The organism is Pseudomonas sp. IPO3747, assembly GCF_013385245.1.
GTDB classification, from domain to species: Bacteria; Pseudomonadota; Gammaproteobacteria; order Pseudomonadales; family Pseudomonadaceae; genus Aquipseudomonas; species Aquipseudomonas edaphica.
In genome coordinates, this window is sequence record NZ_JACAQL010000022.1 from 610,964 (window position 1) to 636,414 (window position 25,451).

The following is a 25,451-nucleotide window of genomic DNA, read 5'->3' on the forward strand; positions in this document are numbered from 1 at the left end:
ATCCACCACACTAGAGCCGTTACAGCGCTTGCGGGCGAAGAATCAACACGCCCAAAGGCGGCAGATTCAGCGACAGCGACACCGGCTGCCCATGGCGCGGCTCCTCTTGGGTGAGCACTTCGCCGCCGTTGCCATAATTGGAGCCGGCATAGGTGTCGGCATCACTGTTGATCACCTCGCTCCAGCGCCCGGCAAACGGCACGCCGACCGCATAGCCCTCACGCGGCACCGGGGTGAAGTTGGCCACCACCAGCACCGGTTTGCCGTCCTTGCTCCAGCGTAGCCAGGCATAGACACTGTTGATCGCATCGTCGCCAATCAACCACTGGAACCCTTGGGGCGCATCGTCCTGCTCATGCAGCGCCGGTTCCTCGCGGTACAGGCGGTTAAGGTCACCGACCAGTTTCTGCACGCCTCGGTGTTCGGGGTATTGCAGCAAGTACCAATCCAACTGCTGATCGTGGTTCCACTCGCGCCATTGGCCGAATTCGCAGCCCATAAACAGCAGCTTCTTGCCGGGGTGCATCCACATAAAGCTCAGATAGGCGCGCAGGTTGGCGAATTTCTGCCAGCGATCGCCGGGCATCTTGTCGATCAGTGAGTGCTTGCCGTGCACCACTTCATCGTGGGAGATCGGCAGGATAAAGCGTTCGGACCACGCATACACCAGGCCGAAACTCAGCTCATTGTGATGATGGGCGCGGTACACCGGGTCTTGCTGGATGTAGTGCAGCGAATCGTGCATCCAGCCCATGTTCCATTTGTAGTTAAAACCCAGGCCGCCCTGCTGCGTGCTCTGGCTGACGCCCGGCCAGGCTGTGGACTCTTCGGCAATCACCAGCGCACCCGGCGCTTCCAGCGCGACCACATCATTGAGATGGCGCAGGAAGTCGATGGCCTCCAGGTTTTCGCGGCCGCCATGGCGGTTGGGCACCCACTCACCGGCTTTGCGCGAATAATCGCGATACAGCATTGAGGCCACGGCATCTACGCGCAAACCGTCGATGTGGAAGTGCTTGAGCCAATGCAACGCCGAAGCGAGCATAAAGCCGTGCACTTCGGTGCGGCCCAGGTTGTAGATCAGCGTGTCCCAGTCCTGATGGAAGCCTTCCAGCGGGTTGGCGTATTCGTACAAGGCCGTGCCGTCGAACTGGGCCAGGCCGTGGGTATCGGTGGGGAAATGCGCCGGCACCCAGTCCAGAATCACACCAATGTCGGCCTGGTGCAGGGCGTTGACGAAAAACCCGAAGTCCTCCGGCGAGCCAAAGCGTGCGCTCGGCGCAAACTGCGACAGCGCCTGGTAACCCCAGGAGCCACCGAACGGGTGCTCCATGATCGGCATCAGCTCGATATGGGTAAAGCCCAATTGCTGCACATAAGGAATCAAGCGCTCGGCCAGTTCGCGCCAGCCATATTGGCGCGACACTTCACCGGCCTCGTCGAGTTCACACTGCCAGGAACCGACATGCAGCTCATAGATGGATAATGGCGCCGAGGCCTTTTGCTTGTCGGCACGCGTCTGCATCCACTCATGGTCTTGCCAGTCCACCTGCAACGGCGCGGCGACTTTTGAGGCAGTGTCGGGCGGCAGTTGAGTAGCAAGCGCCATGGGGTCGGCCTTGAGCGGCAGAATCCCATGGGCGCCGAGAATCTCGTACTTGTAGGCCGCGCCCGTTTGCAGACGTGGGATAAAGATCTCCCACACGCCCGACGGATGCCGCAGTCGCATCGGATGGCGGCGGCCATCCCAGATATTGAAGTCACCCACCACCGATACGCGCCGCGCATTCGGCGCCCACACCGCAAAACGCACGCCTTGCACGCCGTCGACGCTGGTGACCTGCGCGCCCAGGCAACTGCTGAGGTCACGGTGATTGCCTTCGGCGAACAGGTACAAATCCATCTCACCCAGCAGTAACTGGCTGAAGCTGTAAGGGTCTTCGGTGATCTGCTCGCCGCCGGCCCACTGGATCTTCAGCAGGTAGCCCTGGCGCGTGGAAAAATGCCCGACAAACAAACCCGGCACCTGGGTCGCGTCCAGGCTGCCGATGGCTTCACCGCTTTCGCGGGCCAACACGTGGACGCTCAAGGCTTCGGGCAGGAACGCGCGGATAAATTGCCCGCCCTGCTCGTCATCGTGCGGCCCCAGGATGGAAAAAGGGTCCGGGTGTTCCGCGCGCACCAGCGCTTCTACATCTTTGGGCGCCGGCATGGCGGTCAACTTCGCTTGCAGCGGTTCTCTCTGTGTAAAACTCATGACGTCTCCCCACCGCGTGCATTATTCGCTTGAGATAGCAGCCCGCTGAGTAAACCGTGCAGCCCTTGCAGGGGCACCGGCAACCAGGTCGGGCGATTTTCTGCTTCGTAAGCCACTTCGTACGCGGCCTTCTCCAGGCTGAACAACGTCAGCGCTGCGTCCTGCCCATTGGCATCCTGCCAGTCATGCGCCAGTGTAGACGTAGCCTGATGATAAGCCTGGATAAATGCCTTGCGCGCTTCACTCAGGTAACGGTCAGTCACACGCTGGCGGGCGGTATCCGCTTGCGGCGAGTGATCCACACCTTGCACATTCAGGGCCATGGCGGCAGCGTAATCAAACGAGCGCAGCACGCCACTTACATCTTTATACGGGCTGTGCTTGCCGCGCCGTTCATGCAGCGGGCGCGCCGGCTCGCCTTCAAAGTCGATCAAGTACGCATCGCCCTTGACCACCAGGACCTGCCCCAGGTGCAAGTCACCGTGGACCCGAATGCGCAAACCGCCGGCCGTGGCTTTCGCCAGGGCCTGGACACTGCTGGCCAGCGCTTTTTTATGCCCCAGCATTTCACTGACCAGCGCCTGATCGGCGGGGTTCAACTGGCTTTGATGAAGTTTTAACAACTGCAGCGCGCGGTCGATCTGCGCGCCGACGTCCTTGGCCCAGGCCTGGGTGTCCTTGGCCGTGGTGGTCTCGGGCTTGAAGTCTTGGTTGGTGGTTTGTGCTGCCAGCACCCCATGCATTTCGCCCAGGCGCTGGCCGAGTAAACCGGCAAAATCCTGCAGTTCACCCAAGGCGTTGTAATGCTGCTCCTGCTCGGAAATCGCTTGGGCCAGCTCGTCGCGAATCGCGCGCTCCAGGTTGTTCTGGGTCCAGCTCCAGGCGTCGCCCTGGTTGCTCAGGTAGCCTTGGGCAATCATCAGCAGGTTGTCCTGCCCCTCGCCATCGCGACGAATCATCGAGCCCAGCAACGGCGAAATATTCGGGTAATCGGCGGCCGTCAGGTAAGCGCTCATTTCCAGCTCCGGGTGCACCCCGGCGCTGACTTTGCGGATCAGCTTGAGCACCAGGCTCTCGCCCACCACCACCGAACTGTTGGACTGCTCGGCCGACAGGTAGCGCACCTGCGCCTCATCGGTCAGTTGCAGCGCGGCCAAGTGCGGCGTGGCTTCAAAACGCAAATCACCTTCGTGGGTGTTCAACACCGTGCCCGCCTGCAATCCCTGGATCACCGCCCGGACAAAGTGTTCCAGGCTGAAAGCGTCGGTCACCAAACCGACCTGACGCCCCCGGCGTACGCGGGCCAGCGCCAGTTGCTGGGGCAAGGCACTGGTGAACTGGTCTTCGGCTAAAAAGCCGAACGGCAATTGATAACGACTGACCTGGCCGCCGCTGGTCACATCGACCTCACTGAGCAGCACCGGATGCTGCGGGTCGCCAAACCGCACGCCGTAGGCAATTTGCACCTGGTCGATGGCCGTGTCTTTACCGGCATACCAGCGCCGCTTGGGCAACCATGCCGGCAGCGAGGTGTGCTCCAGGGTGGTGCGGCACGGCTCGTCGAGTAACTCTTCCATGCGTTGTTTGAGCACCAGCGTGGTGAAATCCGGCATGCTCTGCGCCGGCTCCACATGCCAGCTGGGCATCTGGTTTTCGGCCGCCAGCACAAACCAATAAAAGCCGTAGGGCGCCAGGGTCAGCAGGAAATTCAGCTGGCCGATGGGCGGGAACGCGTTACCGCCGAGCATCTCCACCGGCACCATGCCGGCGAAGGCGGATAAGTCCAGCTCGGCCGCCTGGGCGCTGCGCGACACGTTGGCCACGCACAGGATGGTTTCCGTGCGGCCATCGTCGCCGGTGAACTCACGGGTATACGCCAGGATGCGGCGGTTACTCGGCGAGAGCATTTTCAGGCTTCCACGCCCGAAGGCCTTGGACTGCTTACGCACCGCCAACATGCGCCGGGTCCAGTTCAGCAGCGAATGCGGGTCCTGGGCCTGGGTTTCGACGTTGACCGACAGGTAGCCATATTGCGGGTCCATGATCGGCGGCAACACTAGGCTGGCCGGGTCGGCGCGCGAGAAGCCGCCGTTACGGTCGATGGACCATTGCATCGGCGTACGCACGCCGTCGCGGTCGCCCAGGTAGATGTTGTCGCCCATGCCGATTTCATCGCCGTAGTACAACGTCGGCGTGCCGGGCATCGACAGCAACAAGCTGTTGAGCAGTTCAACGCGGCGACGGTCACGCTCCATCAGCGGCGCCAGGCGCCGACGAATGCCCAGGTTAATGCGCGCACGGCGGTCGGCGGCGTAGTAGTTCCACAGGTAGTCGCGCTCTTTGTCGGTGACCATTTCAAGGGTCAGTTCATCGTGGTTGCGCAGGAAGATCGCCCACTGGCAGTTGGCGGGGATCTCCGGGGTCTGGCGCAGAATATCGGTAATCGGGAAACGATCTTCCTGGGCCAGCGCCATGTACATGCGCGGCATCAGCGGGAAGTGGAAGGCCATGTGGCATTCATCGCCGTCGTCGCCTTTTTTGTCACCAAAGTACAGCTGAGTATCTTCCGGCCACTGGTTGGCTTCGGCCAACAGCATGCGGTCGGGGTAATGCGCGTCGATCTCGGCGCGGATCTGCTTGAGCACGCCGTGGGTTTCCGGCAGGTTCTCGTTGTTGGTGCCGTCGCGTTCGATCAGGTAGGGAATGGCGTCCAGACGCAGGCCGTCGATGCCCATGTCCAACCAGTAGCGCATCACCGAGAGCACGGCTTTCATGACTTGCGGGTTATCGAAGTTCAGGTCCGGCTGGTGCGAATAGAACCGGTGCCAGAAGTACTGGCCGGCGACCGGGTCCCAGGTCCAGTTGGACTTTTCGGTGTCGAGGAAAATGATGCGGGTGCCGTCGTACTTCTGGTCGTCATCGGACCACACGTAGAAGTCCCGTGCCGCCGAGCCCGGCTTGGCCTTGCGCGCCCGCTGGAACCACGGATGCTGGTCGGAGGTGTGGTTGATCACCAGTTCAGTGATGACCCGCAGGCCCCGTTTGTGCGCCTCACTGATAAAGCGCTTGGCGTCGGCCATCGTCCCGTAGTCGCTGTGCACGCCACGGTACTCGGCGATGTCATAGCCGTCGTCGCGGCGCGGCGACGGGTAGAACGGCAGCAGCCAGATGGTGTTGACGCCCAGATCGGCGATGTAGTCGAGCTTGGCGATCAGGCCGGGAAAGTCGCCGATACCGTCATTATTGGAGTCGAAATAGGATTTGACGTGAACTTGGTAGATCACCGCGTCCTTGTACCAGAGCGGGTCTTTGATAAAAGTGGCTGGGGTGGGTTTCTTCGCCATTGGAAACTCCTGGAACACTGAAAATTGTGCAGAAGACATGCAATCAAGGTGGGAGCTGGCTTGCCTGCGATAGCGGTGGGCCAGCTAGCCTTTTCGGTGCTGACATACCGCTATCGCAGGCAAGCCAGCTCCCACCGTTGATCCCTGACAGTTAATCCCTGTCAGGCTCAGGAGACGGTGATTCGCCAGATCCCGAATGGCATCTGCGGCTCGATGCGCATCCACTGGTTCTTGCCATACCAGGTCCAGCGATGGCCATTCATCAGGTCTTCGCCTTGGGTCTGGGCATCGTCCGGCAGGCCCAGCTCCCACAGGGGCAATTCGAAATGGGCCTCTTGGGCGTTAAACGGGTCAAGGTTGACCGCCACCAGGATAAAATTGCTGCCGTCATCGCTGCGCTTGCCGAAGTACAGGATGTTGTCGTTCCAGGCGTTATAGAGCTTCAAGCCCAGATGGGTGTGCAGTGCCGGGTTCTGCCGACGAATACGATTGAGCTGGGCGACCTCGGCAATGATGTTGCCGGGCGCGGTGAAGTCCCTGGGGCGGATTTCGTATTTTTCCGAGTCCAGGTATTCCTCCTTACCCGGTACCGGCGCCGCTTCGCACAGTTCAAACCCCGAATACATGCCCCACAAGCCTGAGCCCATGGTGGCCAGGGCGGCGCGGATGAGAAAGCCCGGGCGCCCGGATTCGTGCAGGAAGCCGGGGTTGATGTCCGGGGTATTGACAAAGAAATTCGGCCTGAAGCACTCGCGCCACGGCGATTCGTTCAACTGTGTGAAGTACTCGCTCAACTCGGCCTTGGTGTTACGCCAGGTGAAGTAGGTGTAGCTCTGGGAATAACCGACCTTGCCCAAGCGCGCCATCATCGCTGGTGTGGTGAAGGCTTCAGCCAGGAAGATCACCTCCGGGTGCCTGGAGCGCACGTCACTGATCAGCCATTGCCAAAACGGTAGCGGCTTGGTGTGCGGGTTATCCACGCGAAAGGTTTTCACGCCCTCTTGCACCCAACCTATAACAATGTCGCGCAACTCGGTCCACAGGCTCGGAATAGAGTCGGCGGCATAGAAGTCGACGTTAACGATATCCTGGTATTTTTTCGGCGGGTTTTCGGCGTATTTGATCGTGCCGTCCGGGCGCCAGTTGAACCAGCCTGGATGCTGCTTGAGCCACGGGTGGTCCTGGGAGCACTGAATGGCAAAGTCGAGGGCGATTTCCAGGCCATGCTCGGCGGCGGCCTTGACCAGCCGGCGGAAGTCGTCGCGGCTGCCCAACTGCGGGTGTATGGCTTCATGGCCGCCCTCCTCGCTACCGATCGCATAAGGGCTGCCGGGGTCATCGGCGCCTGCGGTCAGCGAGTTATTCTTGCCCTTGCGATGGCTGCGGCCGATCGGGTGGATCGGCGGAAAATACAGCACGTCAAAGCCCATGTCATGGATCATCGACAGCCGCGCATGCACGTCATTAAAGGTGCCGTGGCGCGCCGGATCGTCGGTGACCGAGCGCGGAAACAGCTCGTACCAACTGGCAAATTGTGCGGCCTCACGCTCCACGTCGAGCGGGTATACGGTGCTGATGCTCAAGTAAGCGCGGTGGTCGGCCTGGGTCATCAAATGTGCACTGTCTTCGTGCAAGAACTGCGCGACCTGCTCGGTTTCCAGCAAGCCCGACAGCTCGTGGTGCAGCAGCATCAAGCGGTCGCGTAACTCATTGTCGCTGCGCTCGGCGGCCTGCAACACCAGGCTGCGGCCTTCCTGCAGCTCAAGGCTGACCGGCACACCGGCCTCATGTTTTTTGCGCAGTTCGTAGCAGAAGCTCGCAAAGGTATCAATCCAGGCTTCGATGCAGTATTCGTGCGGGCCTTGCTGGGCCACGGTAAACGCGCCCTCCCAGCCATTGTTGCCCACATCCGTCATCACTACGCTGTGCCAGCTTTCGTCCTGCAGCGGGCGCCAGCGGATCAGCACGGCGAGCTTGTCATGGCCGTCGGCAAACACCTTGCTGGTGACGGTGACGCGCTGGCCCACCACGGCCTTCACAGCAAATTCGCCGCCATCTATGACGGGCGTAGTGCTTTCAATCGCGATCCTTGGCAACAACAAGGCCTGGGACAGCGGCAATATGGAGTCTTCTGGAGTCAGTGTTTCAGCAGTCATCGAGCATCTTCCCCTTACGCCCTGTGGACGCTCTTTGCTTGATCCGAATTCTGAGACGGCGACGCTCTCCCTGAGCAGGGCCGTAATAGGTCCGAGCCTGGGCTGCGCGCAAAAGTTCAGGTGGATGTGCCGCCATTGGGCGGGAATCAAACCTGCCCGGCGGTTGTCCACCGATAGAGCAAAGCACAAAGGAGGCCACACCGATGAATATCCCGATCCCGGCTGAAACTCCGGACCCGAATATCGACAACCCAACGCTGCCGCCGAGTGAACCGGAACCGATCCCGGAGAAGGAACCACCGGAAAACCTGCCGCCACCCGTGGAGGAGCCGCCCACAACCATGCCGCCGGTGATTGTTCAACCTTGTTGATCAACGCCATCACTCACACGCGTACTCGCGTCAGGATGCCTGCCTTAAAAACGCATTAACCTGCGCGCACAGGTGAAATAGCCTACATCTCGCCTGTGCGCCTATTGCTACAGTCCCACACGCGCTTACTTGAGCACATTTCATTTACCCCCCTCTTAAACGCGAGCAGGTTAATACCATGTCGGACATTCACGTGAAGCAAAGCCGCCACCAACACGTACATTCAGACGTTTCCGTCAGCCGGCGTTATCTCACCGAGCTTAAAGCAAGCCTCACAGAGGAGGACATCGCCCAGGTCTTGCGTGCGCCCAACGACCTGAAGTCGCGTAAAGTCCTCAATGAAATGCGCATGCATTTCAGCCAGGAAAGTGTCGACTCCATGTTGAAAGAACCAGACGCCGAGGAAGTTGCTCACCTCCTGACGGACATCGGCAAGTTCCTGCAAAAAAATAGTGACGAGGCCTGCGTAAAATTATCCACCCAACTTTATTTCAGCGACTATCAGGCAGCCTATGACAAACAGAAAATCGCCTTACTGTTAAAGTTGATATCGGGTAAGGACGATTATGGCTTTCGCCATGTCTATGAGTTTTTCAAAGGCACGGCCGGAGCATTCGAGCACCTGAATGGGTGCGTGAAGGACACAGCCCAAACGGTGATGGATATGAACACCATCACCGAGGCGCTCAACCCAACACACATTAAATCAAGGATGAAGGCTCACTGATCATGGACTCAACGTTCCTTCTCGAAGAGCCTGACGACTTTGGGCATTAAGCCAAGTACAACGAGCGCCAGCAGTGTACTCAATACCGCCGTTGATTCACGCCCAACCCCTGCCGCCACGCCAATGGCGGCGGTCATCCACAACCCGGCAGCGGTGGTCAGGCCTTTGACGTGCTGGCCCTCTTCATCCTCCTTGCCCTTGAGGATAGTGCCGGCACCCAGGAAGCCGATCCCGGCGATAACCCCCTGCAAGACCCTGCTCATGGCGTCCGACTGGCTGCCTGACATCTGCGGCACCAGCACAAACAGTGCAGCGCCCAAGGCCACGAGCATGTGGGTGCGCACCCCCGCCGCCTTGCCCTTTTGCTCACGCTCAAACCCCAGGATACCGCCCAGGATCGCGGCGATAAGCAGGCGAACGGTTATCTGAGTGAGCTGCTTTGCATCAGCGATGTCAGCAAATTCTGCATGCAGGGTTTGAAGCACTTCTTGCCACCAGGCGTCCATGGTCGTTATCCGTTTTAGTGTGGTTAGAGGATGGACAGCGCCGACCGCCAGTCAGTTGCCTGGAACACCTGGCACTGCGCGACGCCCTAACCCATGACTGCCCATAAAAAGGAGAGCACCATGCCTGTACGTATCGACAATCAAACGTGCTTTTTCAAGGTCGCTGACGACGGCCAGGAATACGCCCTGCCCGCCACGGGTGTGACGGTGAGTACCGACAGCGCCAAATCCATGTCTTTTGTAGAGTTACAAGGCGATCGGGTCTACATCACTGAAGCCGAAGCGGACGCACTGACCGTCGCCGGTGCCAGGGACGGTCGCAAACACTTGAAGGCGACCGACAGTGATTCGGTGATTTGATTGATCTGTATCAACCTGCGCACAAGCCAGCTGCACCCCAGGCGCTACGGGGTGCAGCACATTGTCACAGTGACGTATAAAAAGCCCATCTGATCCGCTTTTTATCGACCTACCTGAGTCTGTTATGCAAACAGCGTGAAGTTCATAGTTCATTGGCCTGATGGAGGCTGATGAGCGAACGACCATGAGCGAAAGAATCCCAACCGTGGACACCTTTGAGCCCATACACCCAAAGAAGGTGAAGGCCAAATCCAGTGACAACCTGATCCATACCCGCAGCTTCACCGGCGTGTTCCGCACTTTGCGTGTGGGCGGTGCCGCTGTGCTGTTCCTGGCGTTTTTTGGCACCGTGTGGCTGAACTGGTCCGGGCGCCAAGCCGTGCTGTGGGACTTGGCCGAAAGCAAATTCCACATCTTCGGTGCCACCTTCTGGCCCCAGGATTTCATCCTGCTGTCGGCGCTGTTGATCATCTGCGCTTTCGGCCTGTTTGCCATTACCGTATTTGCCGGCCGCGTTTGGTGCGGCTACACCTGCCCGCAAAGCTCGTTCACCTGGCTGTTCATGTGGTGTGAAAAGGTCACCGAAGGTGAACGCAACCAACGCATCAAACTGCAAGCGGCACCCTGGAGTCTCAACAAACTGGCGCGGCGTTCGGCAAAACATACGCTGTGGCTGGGTATCAGCGTGCTGACCGGGCTGACGTTTGTCGGCTACTTCACGCCAATCCGCCCGCTGGCCAGTGAGTTGCTGACCTGGCAGATGGGCGGTGTGAGCCTGTTCTGGGTGCTGTTTTTTACCGCAGCCACCTACATCAACGCCGGCTGGCTGCGCGAAGCGGTGTGCATGCACATGTGCCCGTATGCACGTTTTCAGAGCGTGATGTTCGACAAAGACACCCTGACCATTTCCTACGACGCGGCGCGTGGCGAAAGCCGAGGCCCGCGCAAACGCGAGGTGAAACCGGCGCAGGTTGGCCTGGGGGATTGCATCGACTGCCAACTGTGCGTGCAGGTGTGCCCCACCGGCATCGATATCCGCGATGGCCTGCAAATGGAATGCATTGGCTGCGCCGCATGCATCGACGCCTGCGATTCGATCATGGACAAGATGGGCTATGCCCGTGGTCTCATCAGCTATACCAGCGAACATCAACTGCAAGGTGGCAAAACGCACCTGCTCAGGCCACGCCTGATCGGCTACAGTGCCGTGCTGCTGCTAATGATCGCCGCCTTGGTGGTGGCCTTGATTGAACGGCCAATGGTGTCGCTGGACGTGACCAAGGACCGTGGCATGTTCCGTGAAAACAGCCAGGGGCTGATCGAAAACATCTACAGCTTGAAGGTCATCAACAAGACCCAGCAGCGCCAGGATTACCGCCTGGAACTGGTGGACGCCGAGGCCTTCCAGTTGCAAGGCAAGACCCGGCTCAGCCTGGCGCCGGGGGAAATCAGCGACGTGCCGGTGTCGGTAGCGTTGCTGGCCGATAAACCGGCGAGCAGCTCGCAGACCTTGCGCTTCAAGGTTGTGGATGTGGATGAACCGTGGATTTACAGTGCAGCGGACAGTCGCTTTGTGGCGCCGTTGAATCGTTGATATCCAACACACACAGAAGATCAAGTGTGGGAGCTGGCTTGCCTGCGATGGCGCCCGGTCTGGCACGGATGATGTTGAATGTGCCACCGTCATCGCAGGCAAGCCAGCTCCCACATTTTGCCCTGCGAACACTATTGGAAAGTTAATCAGGCCGCCATGAAACGCTACGAAAAATTTGCCGACGACATCGCAGAACTGATCCGCTCCGGCGTCCTCGGCCCTGGCCAGCGAGTGCCCTCAGTGCGCTATGCCAGCCAAACCTATGGGGTCAGCCCGTCCACGGTGTTCCAGGCTTACTACCTGCTCGAACGCCGTGGCCTGATTCGTGCGCGGCCGCGCTCCGGCTACTTCGTCAACACTCACGCGCCCAGCCCGTTTTCCGAGCCGGTGGTGAGTGAACAGGTGCACGAGTCCACCGAAGTCGATGTGAGTGAGTTGGTGTTCTCAGTGCTCGACTCCATCAAAGACCCCAACACCGTACCGTTCGGCTCGGCCTTCCCCAGCCCCATGTTGTTCCCGCTGCCACGCCTGGCGCGCTCGTTGGCCAGTGCCGGCCGTGAGATGGACCCGCGCCTTGTCGTCACCGACATGTCACCGGGTAACCCGCAACTGCGCCGGCAGATCGCCCTGCGCTACATGGTGGGCGGCCTGATGCTGCCGATGGAAGAGCTGCTGATCACCAACGGCGCCCTGGAAGCGCTGAACCTGTGCCTGCAAGCGGTGACCGAGCCGGGCGACCTGGTCGCTATCGAAGCCCCGGCGTTCTATGCCTGCCTGCAAGTGCTCGAACGCCTGAAGCTCAAGGCGGTGGAAATCCCCGTACACCCACGCGATGGCATCGACCTCAATGCCCTGGCGCAAACCCTTGAGCGCTACCCGATCAAAGCCTGCTGGACCATGACCAGCTTCCAGAACCCCATGGGCGCCACGCTGCCAGAGGCGAAAAAACAGGCGCTGGTGGAACTGCTGCGCAGCCATCAAGTGCCGATGATCGAGGACGATGTATACGCCGAGTTGTATTACGGGCAGCACGCGCCAAAACCGGCCAAGGCCTTCGACACTGAAGGGCTGGTGATGCACTGCGGTTCCTTCGCCAAGAGCCTGGCACCTGGCTATCGCGTCGGCTGGGTAGCGGCCGGGCGCTATGCGCAGAAGGTTGAACGCCTGAAGCTGATGACTTCGCTGTGCCCCTCGATGCCGGCCCAGGCGGCGATTGCGGACTACCTGCAACACGGCGGCTATGACCGGCACCTGCGTAAATTGCGCTACGCCCTGGAAGAACAGCAGAGCGCCATGCTGGCCGCCATCGCGCGCTATTTCCCGGCACAGACGCGGGTCAGCCAGCCGGCTGGCGGCTATTTCCTGTGGCTGGAACTGCCGGAGCAAACCGATTCGTTGAAGCTGTTCCAAATGGCCCTGGCCCAGGGCATCAGCATTGCGCCGGGGCCGATTTTTTCGGCGACCCAGCGCTTCAGAAATTGCATTCGCTTGAACTACGGCAGCCCGTGGACCGAGGCATCGGAAAAGGCCATGGAAACACTCGGGCGCATTGTGCGGTCCTTCTAGGCTCGGTTGTTGCCTTATCTGACGCCATCGCGGGCAAGCCCGGCTCCCACAGTGAAATGCGTTCCACTGTGGGAGCCGGGCTTGCCCGCGATGGCGCCTTGACTGGCGCTAAAGACTCAACGGCCACCGCCCAAATCCAGAAAAGTGCCAGTGGTATACGAAGCCTTGTCCGACAACAACCAGATAATCGCCTCCGCCACTTCATCCGGGCGCCCGCCACGGGCCATGGGGATGCCGGACTCCAGCTTGCTGACTCGGTCCGGGTCGCCGCTCAGGGCATGGAAGTCGGTAAAGATGTAGCCAGGGCGCACCGCGTTGACACGGATCCCTTCACCCGCCACCTCTTTGGACAGGCCGATGGTGAAGGTATCCAGCGCGCCCTTGGACGCGGCATAGTCGACATATTCGCCCGGCGAACCCAGGCGCGCGGCTACCGACGACACGTTGACGATGCTGCCGCCCTGCCCGCCATGCCTGGGCGACATGCGCAGCACCGCTTGCTTGGCACACAGGATCGGCCCCAGCACATTGGTCTTCATGATTTTGAGGATGCGGAACTCGGACATTTCATCGACCCGCGACTTGTGCCCCACGGTGCCGGCGTTGTTGACCAGTGCCGTCACGCGCCCAAGCTCGGCATCAACGCGATTGAACAATGCGATCACTTCATCCTCGATGCTGACATCGGCCCGCACCGCAATGGCCTGTGCACCCAAGGCGCGCACCTGGTCCAGCACACGCTGGGCCGCTGCCTCATCAGACTGGTAGTTGATGCAAATGCGGTAGCCCTGGCGTGCAGCCAGCAAGGCCGTCTCAGCGCCGATACCACGGCTGCCTCCAGTGATAATGACGACTTTGTCCATGCGTGCGGTCTCCTGAATAAACCAACAGTTCAAGGTTGGATCCAAGAATACCCGTCATCCACGGCTTTTGTCAGGCGCCAAGGCGTCTTCGGCGCGCTGGATATCGGCCATGAACCCCTCGGCCGGCAATGGGTGGCCCAGCAAGTAGCCTTGCAGCGCGTTGCACCCCAGCCGGGTGAGGAAACTTTGCTGCACATCGGTCTCCACGCCTTCGGCGACAATGCGCAGCCCTAGCGCCTGGCCGAGGGCGACAATGGCCGAGACGATGGCGGCGTCGTCACTGTCGTGTTCAAGATCGCGCACAAACCCGCGGTCGATCTTCAGCTCGTTGGCGGGCAACCGTTTGAGGTACATCAGGCTCGAATAACCGGTGCCGAAGTCGTCGATGGACAGGTCCACGCCCATGTCCGACAGTTGCTGCAGCACCGTCATGCTCGCATCGGCATCGCTCATGGCAGTGGTTTCGGTGATTTCCAGGGTCAGGCTGTTGGCCGGCAAGCGGTGACGCTCCAGCGCCTGCGCGACACTTTTAACCAACCCTGCATGGCAGAACTGCAACGCCGACAGGTTGACTGCAATGCGCCAGTCTTCATAACCCTGCGCGTACCAGACAGCCATCTGGCGGCAAGCCTCGTTGAGCACCCACTCGCCGATGGGAATAATCAACCCGGTTTTTTCCGCCAGCTCGATGAACATCGCCGGCAACAACAGCCCCTGTTGCGGGTGCTCCCAACGCAACAAAGCTTCGGCGCCGACCGCAATACCGCTGAGCGCGTCGAACTTGGGCTGGTAGTACAGGCGGAACTGTTGGTGCTCAACGGCGTTGCGCAGGTCCTGCAACAACTGCAGCTGTTTGCGCGCATTGGTGTTCATCGACACATCAAAGAAGCTGTAACCGTTCTTGCCCATGCCCTTGGCGTGGTACATGGCGGCATCAGCGTTCATCAGCAGTTCCTGAGGGTTAACGCCGTTACCGGGGAACATGGCAATGCCGATGCTCGCGGAAATCTTCAGTTCATGCTCGGCTACCTTGAACGTACGGTTGATCAAGCCAACCTGGCGCTCGGCCAGGCCCATGGCGTCGTCCGGCTGGGTCAACTGCACCAGCAGCACAAACTCATCGCCACCGATGCGCGCCAAGGTGTCCTGGCTGCGCAGGTCCTCGCGCAGACGCAAACCCACCTCGCGCAGCAATTGGTCACCCATGTGGTGGCCAAATGCATCATTGACCGGCTTGAAACCGTCCAGGTCGATAAACATCAACGCAAAACAACCACCCTGCTCCCTGACCGCCTGTATGGCTTGTTGAATGCGGTCGGCGAGCAAGGTGCGATTAGGCAGCCCGGTGAGCATGTCATGCAGGGCCAGATGGGTGAGTTCCTGGTTGGCCAGGGTCAGTGAGTCTGCGAGCACGGCAGTGCGGGCTTCAAGCCGGGCGTCGAGCAATGAGGTCAATAACGCGATGATCAAGACCGCCAGCGAAGTGACCAGCACCAGGTTATCCAGGCCCTTGCCACTCAGTCCCGTCAGCGCGGCGCCGCAGAAACTGTTGTCATCAAAACGCGCGGCAGCCATGCCGGTGTAGTGCATACCAACGATCGCAATGCCCATCACCACCGCGGCGCCCCCCCGCGCCAGGCGTACGTAAGGCGTGTTGCGCCGCAAGTTGAAAGCGATCCACAAGGCCGCGCCGGACGCCAGCACGGCGATCAACAATGAGGCGCCAAACAGCCCGGGGTCGTAATCGATGCCCGGGGTCATGCGCATCGCGGCCATTCCGGTGTAGTGCATGCAGGCAATACCAGCCCCCATCACCAACGCGCCAAATGCCAACTGCCAAGCCGGCAGACGTGGCTGGCTGACCAGCCACAGTGCAAAGCCACTGGATAACACGGCGATCAATAACGACAGCGCGGTGATACCCAGGTCAAACCCGAGAGCAAAGGGCAGGCGCAACGCCAGCATGCCGATAAAGTGCATGGACCAAACGCCCACGCCCATGGCCAATGCCCCGCCGGTCATCCACATGTACGCTGCGCGGCCCCTGGCGGTCGCAATACGGCCGGCCAAGTCCAGCGCGGTATAGGACGCCAGGATCGCGACGCACAGGGAGATGACGACCAGAGAGGGGGAATAACTACCGATCAGCATGGGACTTCTCAAGACTGACGGGCCTGAAAACGCCCGTGCCAAGTGGCAAAGCGGGCGATTGTAGCGAGAATAATTATTGCCGGTTTGATTAATTATCAAGGGGCCATTAGTGGCATTTTGACGCCAATCTACTGACCTTGAAATGCCCCTTGCTTCAGCCCGCTGAGCCGGATCATCTGCTTGAAAATCAGGCCGTGGGCGATTGAACAGGCGCGGGCGGATTTTGATCAGCGATGTGCCGAGGAGTAACAAGTGCGGGCTGTTGTGGCGAGGGAGCTTGCTCCCGCTCGGGTGCGCAGCGCCCGCAAGTGTTATGGGGCTGCTGCGCAGCCCAGCGGGAGCAAGCTCCCTCGCCACAGTGACAGTGCCCAGCCTTGATTGGGAAGGTGCTTGAGTTGTTTTTAATAGCTACTCAGTCACTGCTTCTCAGCCAAAGACGTCTGCCCGTCCCAGCCGCCACCCAACGCCGCAATCAACTGCACACTTGCCACCAACCGCGTCTGCAACAGGGTCAAGACCGTGCGCTCATTGCTCAACGCAGTGGCCTGCACCGTCACCACATCCAGGTAGGCGATCAACCCGGCCTTGTACTGATTCTGCGTCAAGCGCAGGGACTCGCGCGCGGCCTCCAGGGCTTCATTGCTGACCACCGCCTCATCTTCCAGCACCTTCAACTGCACCATATAGTTTTCCACTTCGCGGAAACCATCCAGTACGGTCTGGCGGTACTTGGCCACCGTCTCGTCATAAGACGCCACACTACGATCGACCTCAGCCGAACGCTGCCCACCGTCAAACAAGGTCATCGCAAGCTTGGGCCCCACCGACCAGAACCGGTTCGGCAAACTGATCCAATCAGCATAGGTGCTGCTGGAATACCCGCCCGCCAGGCTCAAGGTCAGGTCCGGGTAATAAGCCGCCTTGGCCACACCGATATTCGCGTTGGCCGCAATCACTGAGCGCTCCGCCGACGCAATGTCCGGGCGCCGCTCAAGCAATTGCGATGGCACACTCAGCGGAATCTGCGGCAAGGCAGGTATGTCTTTGCTCACCGCCAGATTGAAGTTGGCCGGCGCTTCGCCGATCAACACTGCGATGGCGTTTTCCAACTGCGCACGCTGCCAGATCAAGTCGATCAAACTGGCCTGGGTCGTCTTCAGTTGGGTCTGTGCCTGAGCAATCGCGGCTTTGTCGGAAACCCCCGCCCGGTACTGGTTTTCAGTCATCTTCAGGGAGCGCTGATAAGTCTCCAGCGTGGCCTGCAGCAAACGTGTCTGCTCGTCCATCACGCGCAGTTGCAGATAGTCCTGCACCAACTCCGACTGCTGGCTCAAACGCATCGCCGCCAGATCCGCGGAACTGGCCTCAGCCGTCGCCTCATTCGCTTCAAGACCACGGCGCAACTTGCCCCACACATCGGCCTCCCAACTCACGCCCAACTGGGTATTGAGCGTGTCACGAATACCACTGCTGGAACTGCTGAGGCTGGCGTTACTGCTGCCGGTGCCCTGACTGGCACGGGTTTTACCGGCACTGAAGTCCACCGTTGGGAAAAACGCCCCGCGTGCGCTGCGCACCTGGGCCTGGGCCTGGCGGAAGCGCGCTTCGGCCTGGGCCACGGTCTGGTTGGAGTTATTGAGGCGCGTGACCAGCTCGTTAAGTTGACGGTCACCGTACAACTCCCACCAGGCGCCACGGGCCAGGGAATCGCTTGGGTTGGCCTGGCGCCAGCCCTGGGCTTCCTTGAACTGCGCGGGTTCGACCACCTCCGGGCGCTTGTAATCCGGGCCGATGGCGCAGGCGCTGAGCAAGGCGCCGCACAACAGCATCGTTACCCCCTTCACACCCTTGCCGATACGTGTGGTGTGGCGAGGCTGCTGGTTTGGGGCCGCTGCGCAGCCCAGCGGAAGCAAGCTCCCTCGCCACAGTGTCTGGGCATTCGTTGAATCGGTCATAGCGCAGTATCCAAGGCAGCATCGGTACGCACGCCACGCCAGGCGTTGAAGCGATGGCGCGCGCGGTCAAGATAAAGATAAACCACCGGAGTGGTGTAAAGGGTCAAGATCTGGCTGAACACCAGCCCACCGATAATGGTCAGGCCCAGCGGCTGGCGCATTTCGGCGCCATCGCCGGAACCGAGCAGCAACGGCAAGGCGCCGAGGATCGCGGCGAGCGTGGTCATCAAAATCGGCCGCAGGCGCAACAGGCAGGCGCTGCGGATCGACTCCAACGGGCTCATGCCATCGTGGCGCTCCAGCTGCAGCGCCAGGTCGATCATCAGGATCGCATTCTTCTTCACCACGCCGATCAGCAGGAACAGACCGAGCAGGGATATCAGGCTGAATTCACCGCCCAGCAGGTAGATCGACAGCAGTGCGCCGACACCGGCCGACGGCAAGGTCGACAGGATGGTCAGCGGGTGAATATAGCTTTCATACAGAATGCCCAACACCAGGTACACCGCCACCAGCGCGCCAAGAATCATGAACGGCTGGCCCTTCTGGGTCGCCGCAAACGCATCGGCGGTGCCGGCCATCTTGGCGATCACGTCTTCGGGCAAACCGACCTTGGCAATCGCCCGCTCGATAGCGGCCGTGCCCTGCTCCACCGTTACGCCGGGCGACATGTCGAAGGCAATATTTTCCGAGGCAAACTGGCCTTCATGGCTGACACGGTCGTCGGCCAGGCTGTTTTCGTAATGGGCAATGGTCGACAACGGCACCCGCGCGCCCGTGGAGGTGATCACCTGCATCTGGTTCAGGGTGATCGGGTCCTGGGCGTATTTCGGGTTGACCTCCATCACCACCTGATACTGGTTGAGGCTGTCATAGATAGTAGAAATCTGCCGCTGACTGTAGGCGTTGTTCAACACCGAGGTGACCATGCTCATGTCGATGCCCAGGCGCTTGGCCTGGTCGCGGTCGACCACCAGCGTCACCTGCGCCGCACCGCGACCTTCGCGGGCGTCGATGGCGGTCAGCTCCGGTAGCTCGCGCATGGCAGCGACCACTTTCGGGTACCACAAGCGCAACGCAGCCAGGTCGCCGCTTTGCAGGATGTAGGAGTATTGGGCGCTGGTCTGGTCACGGCTGCCACCAAATTGCAGGTCCTGGTCGGCCATCAGGAACAGCCGTCCGCCCGGCACCAGCGGCACTTCCTTGCGCAGACGCTCGATCACTGCCTGGGCCGAGAGCTTGCGTTCGGCAATCGGCTTGAGGCGCACCAGCATCACCGCATTGTTAGTGCCATTGTTGCCACCGATAAAGCCGGCCACGCTGAGCACCGCCGGGTCTTTGAGGACCGCCTTGCGGAAGGTTTCCATTTTTGGCTGCATCACATTGAACGACAGCCCATCATCGCCGCGCACAAAACCGATCAACTGCCCGGTGTCCTGCTGCGGCATGAAGGTTTTCGGCACCACCACGTACAGCGCGATGTTCACGCCCACGGTGATCAACAGGCTCAGCAGGGTCAGGCGGCGATGGCGCAGCACCCAGTCCAGGCTGGTGGCGTAGGCTGCAACCATGCGGTCGTTGACCTTCTGGCTCCAGCGCTGCAAACCGGTCATGTGCCCTTTGACGTGCGGTTTGAGCCAGCGCGCGCAGAGCATCGGGGTCAAGGTCAGCGAGACGATCAGCGACACTATGATCGCCGCCGACAAGGTGATGGAAAACTCACGGAACAGGTTGGTGACGATGCCGCCCATAAACAGGATGGACAGGAACACCGCCACCAGCGACACGTTCATCGACAGCAAGGTAAAGCCCACTTCCTCGGCGCCCAGGTACGCCGCCTTCATCGGCGGCACGCCGTCGTCGATATGCCGGGAAATGTTTTCCAGCACCACGATGGCGTCGTCCACCACCAGGCCGGTGGCCAGGATCAACGCCATCAGCGAAAAATTGTTCAACGAAAAACCAAACAGGTACATCACCGCAAAGGTGCCGACCAGCGACACCGGCACCGCCAGGGTCGGGATCAACGAAGCGCGGAAGTTACCCAGGAACAGGTACACCACCAGCACCACCAGGGCCACGGCAATCAGCAGGGTCATCTCGGCTTCATGCAGGGTCGCGGTGATCACCGGCGAACGGTCCATGGCCAGGTTGAGCTTGACGCTGGACGGCAGCACCGCCTGCAACGCCGGCAACTGGGCCTTGATCTGCCGGACGGTCTCGATAATGTTGGCGCCGGACTGGCGGTTGATGACCAGCAGCACCGCCGAATCATTGTTGAAGAAGCCGCTGTTGTAGCGGTCTTCCACGCCATCGCTGATCTTGGCGACATCCCCCAGGCGCAAGGCCGCGCCGTTCTGGTAGCGGATCAGCAGCGGCTCGTAGTCCTTGGCCTTTTCCAGCTGGTCATTGGCCTGGATCTGCCAGTTACGCTCGCTGTCTTCCAGGGAGCCCTTGGGCCGCCGCTGGTTGGCATTGGCGATGGTATTGCGCACATCGTCCAGGGCCACGCCATATTGGTCCAGGGCCTTGGGTTCCAACTCGATGCGCACTGCCGGCAAGGAGCTGCCACCGATCTGCACTTCGCCTACCCCCGGCACCTGGGACAGGCTTTGCGAAAGAATGGTGGAGGCCAGGTCGTACAGTTCGCCCTTTTGCAACACGTCGGAGGTCAGTGACAACACCATGATCGGTGCCTGGGACGGGTTGATCTTCTTGTAGGTCGGCATGCTGCGCATGCCACTGGGCAGCAGGTTGCGCGATGCATTGATGGCCGCCTGCACTTCCCGCGCCGCACCGTTGATATCACGGTCGGAGTCGAATGCCAGAATCACCCGCGTAGAGCCCTGGCTCGACGAACTGCTCATGGTGGTGATGCCGGCAATCGCGCCGAATGAGCGTTCCAGCGGCGTCGCCACGGTAGACGCCATGACCTCGGGGCTGGCGCCGGGCAAACTGGCCGACACCACGATCACCGGGAAGTCGATCTGCGGCAACGGCGACACCGGCAGCAAGTTGAAGCTCACGCCACCGAGCAACATAATCGCCAGGCTCAGCAGCATGGTGGCTACTGGCCGGCGAATGAAAGGTCCGGACAGGTTCATGACTCAGCCGGCTCCAGGCTTTGTGGCTCTTTGCGCCAGCGACGGCCCAGGCGGTCGAAATACAGGTAGATCACCGGCGTAGTGAACAGCGTCAGCACCTGGCTCACCAGCAGGCCGCCGACCATCACCAGGCCCAGCGGTTGGCGCAACTCCGCGCCGGAACCCGTGGCCAGCATCAATGGCACCGCACCAAACAAGGCGGCCAGGGTGGTCATCAAAATCGGCCGAAAACGCAGCAACGCCGCCTGATAAATTGCCGTTTGCGGGTCCAGGCCCTGGTTGCGTTCGGCGTCGAGGGCAAAGTCGATCATCATGATCGCGTTCTTTTTGACGATACCGATCAGCAGGATAATGCCGATGATCGCGATCATGCCCAGGTCATTGCCACTGAGCAGCAACGCGAGCAAGGCGCCGACTGCGGCGGATGGCAGCGTGGAGAGAATCGTGATCGGGTGAATGTAACTCTCATACAACACGCCGAGCACGATGTACATGGTCACCACCGCCGCCAGGATCAGCAGCAAAGTGCTCGACAGCGAGGCTTCGAACGCCTGGGCCGCGCCCTGGAACTGGGTCTGCACGCCCACCGGCATGCCGATGTCCTTCTGGGTCTGGTTGATCAGCTCCACGCCTTTGCCCAGCGCGACGCCAGGGGCCAGGTTGAACGACATCATCACCGCCGGAAACTGGCCGATATGCGCGATTGCCAGTTGCGCCTGACGCTGCTCCACATGCGCCAGGCTCGACAACCGCACCTGGCCGCCGTCGGTGGTTTTCACATGGATCTGGTTGAGTGCCGCCGGCCCCAGGGTTTCACCGGACTGGGCCTGCAATACCACACGGTACTGGCTGGCCTGGGTGTAGATGGTGGAAATCTGCCGCTGGCCGAAAGCGTCATAGAGTGCGTCGGTGATGGTTGACACACTCACGCCCAGCCGCGAGGCGGCGTCACGGTCGATCACCAGGAACACTTGCAGGCCCTTGTCCTGCAGGTCGCTGGCCACATCGGTGAGTTCCGGCAACTGGCGCAAGGCGTGCACCAGCTTGTCGCTCCACAGCGCCAGCAGGTCGGCGTCCGGCGAGGACATGCTGAACTGGTACTGGGTGCGGCTCACGCGGTCTTCAATGGTCAGGTCCTGCACCGGCTGCATGAACAGGCGAATGCCCACCAGCTTGTCGATCTGCGGTTGCAGGCGCGTGATGACCTGGGCCGCGCTCACGTCGCGCAGGCCGTGGGCCTTGAGGTTGATCAGCAAACGGCCGCTATTGAGAGTGGCGTTATCACCATCCACACCGATATAGGACGACAGGCTTTCAACCGATGGGTCGGCCAGGATCACCTTGGCCAATTCCTGCTGGCGCTGGCTCATGGCGGCAAATGAAATCGACTGCGGTGCTTCCGATATGCCCTGGATCACCCCGGTATCCTGTACCGGGAAAAAGCCCTTGGGCACCACCAGGTACAGCACCACGGTTAGGCCCAAGGTGGCGATGGCCACCAGCAGGGTCAACGGCTGGTGCTTGAGCACCCACTGCAATTTGCGCCCGTAGGCTTCGATCAACCAATCGATCCAGGCGCCGCTGGCCTTGTAGAAACGACCTTGTTCTTCTTCCTTGGGTTCGCGCTTGAGCAAGCGCGCGCACATCATCGGCGTCAGGGTCAGGGACACCACCAGGGAAATCAGGATCGCCACCGCCAGGGTGATGGCAAATTCGCGGAACAGCCGCCCGACCACATCGGCCATGAACAGCAGCGGAATGAGTACCGCGATCAGCGACAGGGTCAGGGAAATCAGGGTGAACCCGATTTGCTTGGCGCCCTTGAGCGCAGCCGCCATGGGCGTCTCGCCTTCCTCGATGTAGCGCGAGATGTTCTCCAGCATCACGATGGCATCGTCCACCACAAACCCGGTGGCGATGGTCAGGGCCATCAGCGTCAGGTTGTTGATGGAGAAGCCTGCCAGGTACATCACGCCAAAGGTGCCCACCAGCGACAGCGGCACGGCGATCGACGGAATGATCGTGGCACTGACCCGACGCAGGAACAGGAACGTCACCATCACCACCAGGGCAATGGCGATCAGCAATTCGTGCTGTACGTCTTTCACCGAGGCCCGAATGGTCTGGGTACGGTCGGTAAGCACCGTCACATCCAGGCCCGCCGGCAGGTTATCGGTGATGCTCGGCAGCAGCGCCTTGATACGGTCCACCACCTCGATCACGTTGGCGCCGGGCTGGCGCTGGATGTTGAGCAGCACGGCCTGGTTTTCATTGGCCCAGGCAGCGAGGCGCTCGTTTTCGGCGCCGTCGACGATCTGTGCCACGTCTTTGAGGCGCAGCGGCGCGCCATTGTTGTAGGCCAATATGAGTTCGGCGTATTGCTCGGGCGAGACCAACTGGTCGTTGGCATCGAGCATCGATACCCGTGTGGGGCCGTCAAAGTTACCCTTGGGCTGGTTGACGTTGGAGGCAGCGATCAGGGTGCGCACGTCCGACAGGTTCAAGCCGTTGGCCGCCAGGGCCTCGGGGTTGACCTTGATACGCACGGCCTGGCGCTGGCCACCGGCGATGCTGACCATGCCGACGCCGCTGATCTGGGCAATTTTTTGCGCCATACGCGTGTCAACCAAGTCGTTGAGCTTGGGCAGCAACATGGTCTTGGAGGTAATTGCCAGGGTCAGCACCGGGGTATCTGCCGGGTTGACCTTGTTGTACACCGGCGGCGCCGGCAAATCCTTGGGCAACAGGTTGGTCGCGGCGTTGATCGCGGCCTGCACCTGTTGCTCGGCGACATCCATGTTGATGTCGAGGTTAAAGCGCAGGGTCAGCACCGAGGCGCCGCCCGAACTGGTCGACGCCATCTGTGTGAGGCCGGGCATTTGCCCGAACTGACGCTCCAGCGGCGCAGTCACTGCGCTGGTCATCACGTCCGGGCTGGCGCCGGGGTACAGGGTCATCACCCGGATGGTCGGGTAGTCCACCTGGGGCAAGGCCGAGACCGGCAACAAACGGTAAGAAATAATGCCGGCCAGAACAATGGCCAGCATGCTCAGCGTGGTGGCAACCGGGCGAAGGATAAACAGTCGCGACAGGTTCATGAACCGACCTTTTGCGCCTTGCCGGCGTTAGCGCCGGTCTCCCCTTTTGCCGCAGGCTTGCCTTGCAGGTGTTCGGTCGGCGTGGTCGGCACTTCGCTGCTGTCGTTGACCACTTCAATGTCGCTGCCGTCCTTGAGGCGATCAGTGCCTTCCAGGACCACGCGGTCACCGGCCACCAGGCCTTCCTTGATGACGGTGTTATCGCCATCGGTATCACCGACCACCAACGGCTGCATCTTGACCTTTTTGTCACCGTCGAGCTTGTAGACGAAGGTGCCGCTGTTACCGAACTGGATCGCCGCGGACGGCGCCAGCACTACGTTGTGCAAGGTGTCGGCCAACAGGTGCACGTTAACGAACTGGTTGGGGAACAGCGCCTGGTCCTTGTTATCGAAACGGCCTTTGAATTTGAGTGTGCCGGTGGTCACGTCGATCTGGTTGTCCAGGCTCTGCAACACGCCGACCGCCTGCTGCTTCACGTCGCCACGGTCCCAGGCTTCAACGGGCAGCTTGTTGCCGGCGTGGTAACGGGTGAGTACGGTATCGAGGGTGTTTTCCGGCAGCGTGAAGACCACGCTGATCGGCTGGGTCTGGGTGATCACCGCCAGGAAGGTGGTGTCGTTGGCCGCCACCAGGTTACCGACGTCAACCTGACGCAGGCCGACGCGGCCGCTGATCGGCGCGCGGATCTTGGTGAATTCGAGGTTAAGCTTGGCGTCGTCTACCGCGCCCTGGTTGGTCTTGACCGTGCCTTGGTACTGCATGACCAGGGCTTCGGCGGTGTCCAGGGTCTGTTTGGCGATACTGTCCTGGGCATACAGGTCACGGTAACGTTGCACGTCAACCTGGGCGTTTTTCAGTTGGGCCTGGTTCTGCAAGAGCGTGCCTTGGGCCTGGAGCAAGGCGTTCTGGTAGCTACGCGGGTCGATCTCCGCGAGCAGGTCGCCTGCCTTGACCATCTGACCCTCTTCAAACGCGATCTTGACCAGCTCACCGCCCACCCGGCTGCGTACATTAATGGTGTTGAGCGCGGTCACCGTGCCCAAGGCCTTGTAGTACACCGGGAACTCGCCCAGTACCGCTGGCGCCACGCGCACCGGGATCGGGCCGGTGGAACCCCCGAAACCTGGGCGCGCCATCCCCGTCTTGCCGGTATGCCCGGCCGGTTTCTGCGCGCTGGCATCTGTATGGCCTGCGGGCCAGAATTTCCAGCACAGGCCGGCGATAACCAACAGCACGAGCAGGCCGAACAGCCAGCGGCGGGAATTGCGGGGGGAGGATTGCATGGAGTGATCAACCATTGGGCGCGAGAGCTTCTTCTTTGGGAGGCTGAAAGATAAGCACTGGGGCGCATTAAGAAAAGCGCCTTTACCGGCTATTTACCTTGGATTACAACTTT

At 60.7% G+C, this 25,451-nt stretch carries 15 protein-coding genes; 5 read left to right on the top strand and 10 right to left on the bottom strand.

The annotated features are described in order from the left end of the window. Positions 1–19: 19 nt before the first annotated feature. From glgB to HX790_RS24225, 3 genes are all read right to left on the bottom strand, one after another. Positions 20–2,257 carry a 1,4-alpha-glucan branching protein GlgB gene (gene glgB / locus HX790_RS24215; RefSeq protein ID WP_176992293.1) on the bottom strand — a complete coding sequence of 746 codons (2,238 nt, stop codon included), beginning with the start codon at positions 2,255–2,257 and terminating at the stop codon, positions 20–22. Next, the gene (gene treS / locus HX790_RS24220; protein WP_176992294.1) at positions 2,254–5,601 is read right to left on the bottom strand and encodes a maltose alpha-D-glucosyltransferase; all 3,348 of its coding nucleotides are present in this window, start codon (positions 5,599–5,601) and stop codon (positions 2,254–2,256) included. The genes glgB and treS overlap by 4 nt, the downstream gene beginning before the upstream one ends. 167 nt (positions 5,602–5,768) lie before the next feature. Then, positions 5,769–7,757: an alpha-1,4-glucan--maltose-1-phosphate maltosyltransferase gene (locus tag HX790_RS24225; protein WP_138453127.1), complete on the bottom strand. Its 1,989-nt coding sequence runs from the start codon at positions 7,755–7,757 to the stop codon at positions 5,769–5,771. A 203-nt stretch (positions 7,758–7,960) separates the two neighbouring features. Between HX790_RS24225 and HX790_RS24230 the strand changes: the two genes are divergently transcribed. Together HX790_RS24230 and HX790_RS24235 are read left to right on the top strand one after the other, a co-directional pair. After that, positions 7,961–8,128 carry a hypothetical protein gene (locus HX790_RS24230; protein WP_017139127.1) on the top strand — a complete coding sequence of 56 codons (168 nt, stop codon included), beginning with the start codon at positions 7,961–7,963 and terminating at the stop codon, positions 8,126–8,128. A gap of 178 nt (positions 8,129–8,306) precedes the next feature. Next, a complete protein-coding gene (locus HX790_RS24235) occupies positions 8,307–8,855 on the top strand; it encodes a hypothetical protein (RefSeq protein WP_017139128.1) in 549 nt (182 codons plus the stop codon). Between the two features lie 8 nt (positions 8,856–8,863). Here HX790_RS24235 and HX790_RS24240 read toward each other — a convergent pair whose 3' ends face one another. Continuing rightward, positions 8,864–9,361: an MgtC/SapB family protein gene (locus HX790_RS24240; RefSeq protein ID WP_017139129.1), complete on the bottom strand. Its 498-nt coding sequence runs from the start codon at positions 9,359–9,361 to the stop codon at positions 8,864–8,866. Positions 9,362–9,481: 120 nt separating this feature from the next. On the opposite strand from HX790_RS24240, the gene HX790_RS24245 reads away from it, so the two are divergent. The 3 genes from HX790_RS24245 (at position 9,482) to mapR (ending at position 12,881) form a co-directional block, all read left to right on the top strand. Beyond that, positions 9,482–9,721 (top strand): DUF3203 family protein, encoded by a 240-nt coding sequence (locus tag HX790_RS24245; protein WP_176992295.1) that lies wholly within the window; start codon positions 9,482–9,484, stop codon positions 9,719–9,721. A 184-nt stretch (positions 9,722–9,905) separates the two neighbouring features. Further along, the gene (gene ccoG / locus HX790_RS24250; RefSeq protein WP_176992296.1) at positions 9,906–11,315 is read left to right on the top strand and encodes a cytochrome c oxidase accessory protein CcoG; all 1,410 of its coding nucleotides are present in this window, start codon (positions 9,906–9,908) and stop codon (positions 11,313–11,315) included. A 156-nt stretch (positions 11,316–11,471) separates the two neighbouring features. Continuing rightward, on the top strand, positions 11,472–12,881 hold the full coding sequence (mapR, locus tag HX790_RS24255; protein WP_017139132.1) for a GntR family transcriptional regulator MpaR: 1,410 nt from the start codon (positions 11,472–11,474) through the stop codon (positions 12,879–12,881). 116 nt (positions 12,882–12,997) lie between these two features. Here mapR and HX790_RS24260 read toward each other — a convergent pair whose 3' ends face one another. The 6 genes from HX790_RS24260 to HX790_RS24285 all read right to left on the bottom strand — a co-directional run bounded on the left by HX790_RS24260 (position 12,998) and on the right by HX790_RS24285 (position 25,353). Continuing rightward, positions 12,998–13,744, bottom strand: a complete 747-nt coding sequence (locus tag HX790_RS24260) for an SDR family oxidoreductase (protein WP_017135063.1) — start codon at positions 13,742–13,744, stop codon at positions 12,998–13,000. Positions 13,745–13,798: 54 nt separating this feature from the next. Continuing rightward, on the bottom strand, positions 13,799–15,895 hold the full coding sequence (locus HX790_RS24265) for a bifunctional diguanylate cyclase/phosphodiesterase (protein WP_017135062.1): 2,097 nt from the start codon (positions 15,893–15,895) through the stop codon (positions 13,799–13,801). A 416-nt stretch (positions 15,896–16,311) separates the two neighbouring features. Continuing rightward, positions 16,312–17,724 carry an efflux transporter outer membrane subunit gene (locus HX790_RS24270; protein ID WP_050547726.1) on the bottom strand — a complete coding sequence of 471 codons (1,413 nt, stop codon included), beginning with the start codon at positions 17,722–17,724 and terminating at the stop codon, positions 16,312–16,314. 122 nt (positions 17,725–17,846) lie between these two features. Next, the gene (locus tag HX790_RS24275) at positions 17,847–20,954 is read right to left on the bottom strand and encodes an efflux RND transporter permease subunit (protein ID WP_138450586.1); all 3,108 of its coding nucleotides are present in this window, start codon (positions 20,952–20,954) and stop codon (positions 17,847–17,849) included. Beyond that, positions 20,951–24,052, bottom strand: coding sequence for an MdtB/MuxB family multidrug efflux RND transporter permease subunit (locus HX790_RS24280; protein WP_017135060.1), 3,102 nt, complete (start codon positions 24,050–24,052; stop codon positions 20,951–20,953). Before HX790_RS24280 ends, HX790_RS24275 begins: the two co-directional genes overlap by 4 nt. Further along, the gene (locus HX790_RS24285; RefSeq protein ID WP_138450584.1) at positions 24,049–25,353 is read right to left on the bottom strand and encodes an MdtA/MuxA family multidrug efflux RND transporter periplasmic adaptor subunit; all 1,305 of its coding nucleotides are present in this window, start codon (positions 25,351–25,353) and stop codon (positions 24,049–24,051) included. The genes HX790_RS24280 and HX790_RS24285 overlap by 4 nt, the downstream gene beginning before the upstream one ends. Between the last annotated feature and the right edge of the window lie 98 nt (positions 25,354–25,451).

Excerpts from the sequence above, each read along its gene's own strand:
- glgB (WP_176992293.1), bottom strand. The coding sequence starts at position 2,257 with ATGAGTTTTACACAGAGAGAACCGCTGCAAGCGAAGTTGACCGCCATG.
- treS (WP_176992294.1), bottom strand. The coding sequence starts at position 5,601 with ATGGCGAAGAAACCCACCCCAGCCACTTTTATCAAAGACCCGCTCTGG.
- HX790_RS24225 (WP_138453127.1), bottom strand. The coding sequence starts at position 7,757 with ATGACTGCTGAAACACTGACTCCAGAAGACTCCATATTGCCGCTGTCC.
- HX790_RS24230 (WP_017139127.1), top strand. The coding sequence starts at position 7,961 with ATGAATATCCCGATCCCGGCTGAAACTCCGGACCCGAATATCGACAAC.
- HX790_RS24235 (WP_017139128.1), top strand. The coding sequence starts at position 8,307 with ATGTCGGACATTCACGTGAAGCAAAGCCGCCACCAACACGTACATTCA.
- HX790_RS24240 (WP_017139129.1), bottom strand. The coding sequence starts at position 9,361 with ATGGACGCCTGGTGGCAAGAAGTGCTTCAAACCCTGCATGCAGAATTT.
- HX790_RS24245 (WP_176992295.1), top strand. The coding sequence starts at position 9,482 with ATGCCTGTACGTATCGACAATCAAACGTGCTTTTTCAAGGTCGCTGAC.
- ccoG (WP_176992296.1), top strand. The coding sequence starts at position 9,906 with ATGAGCGAAAGAATCCCAACCGTGGACACCTTTGAGCCCATACACCCA.
- mapR (WP_017139132.1), top strand. The coding sequence starts at position 11,472 with ATGAAACGCTACGAAAAATTTGCCGACGACATCGCAGAACTGATCCGC.
- HX790_RS24260 (WP_017135063.1), bottom strand. The coding sequence starts at position 13,744 with ATGGACAAAGTCGTCATTATCACTGGAGGCAGCCGTGGTATCGGCGCT.
- HX790_RS24265 (WP_017135062.1), bottom strand. The coding sequence starts at position 15,895 with ATGCTGATCGGTAGTTATTCCCCCTCTCTGGTCGTCATCTCCCTGTGC.
- HX790_RS24270 (WP_050547726.1), bottom strand. The coding sequence starts at position 17,724 with ATGCTGTTGTGCGGCGCCTTGCTCAGCGCCTGCGCCATCGGCCCGGAT.
- HX790_RS24275 (WP_138450586.1), bottom strand. The coding sequence starts at position 20,954 with ATGAACCTGTCCGGACCTTTCATTCGCCGGCCAGTAGCCACCATGCTG.
- HX790_RS24280 (WP_017135060.1), bottom strand. The coding sequence starts at position 24,052 with ATGAACCTGTCGCGACTGTTTATCCTTCGCCCGGTTGCCACCACGCTG.
- HX790_RS24285 (WP_138450584.1), bottom strand. The coding sequence starts at position 25,353 with ATGGTTGATCACTCCATGCAATCCTCCCCCCGCAATTCCCGCCGCTGG.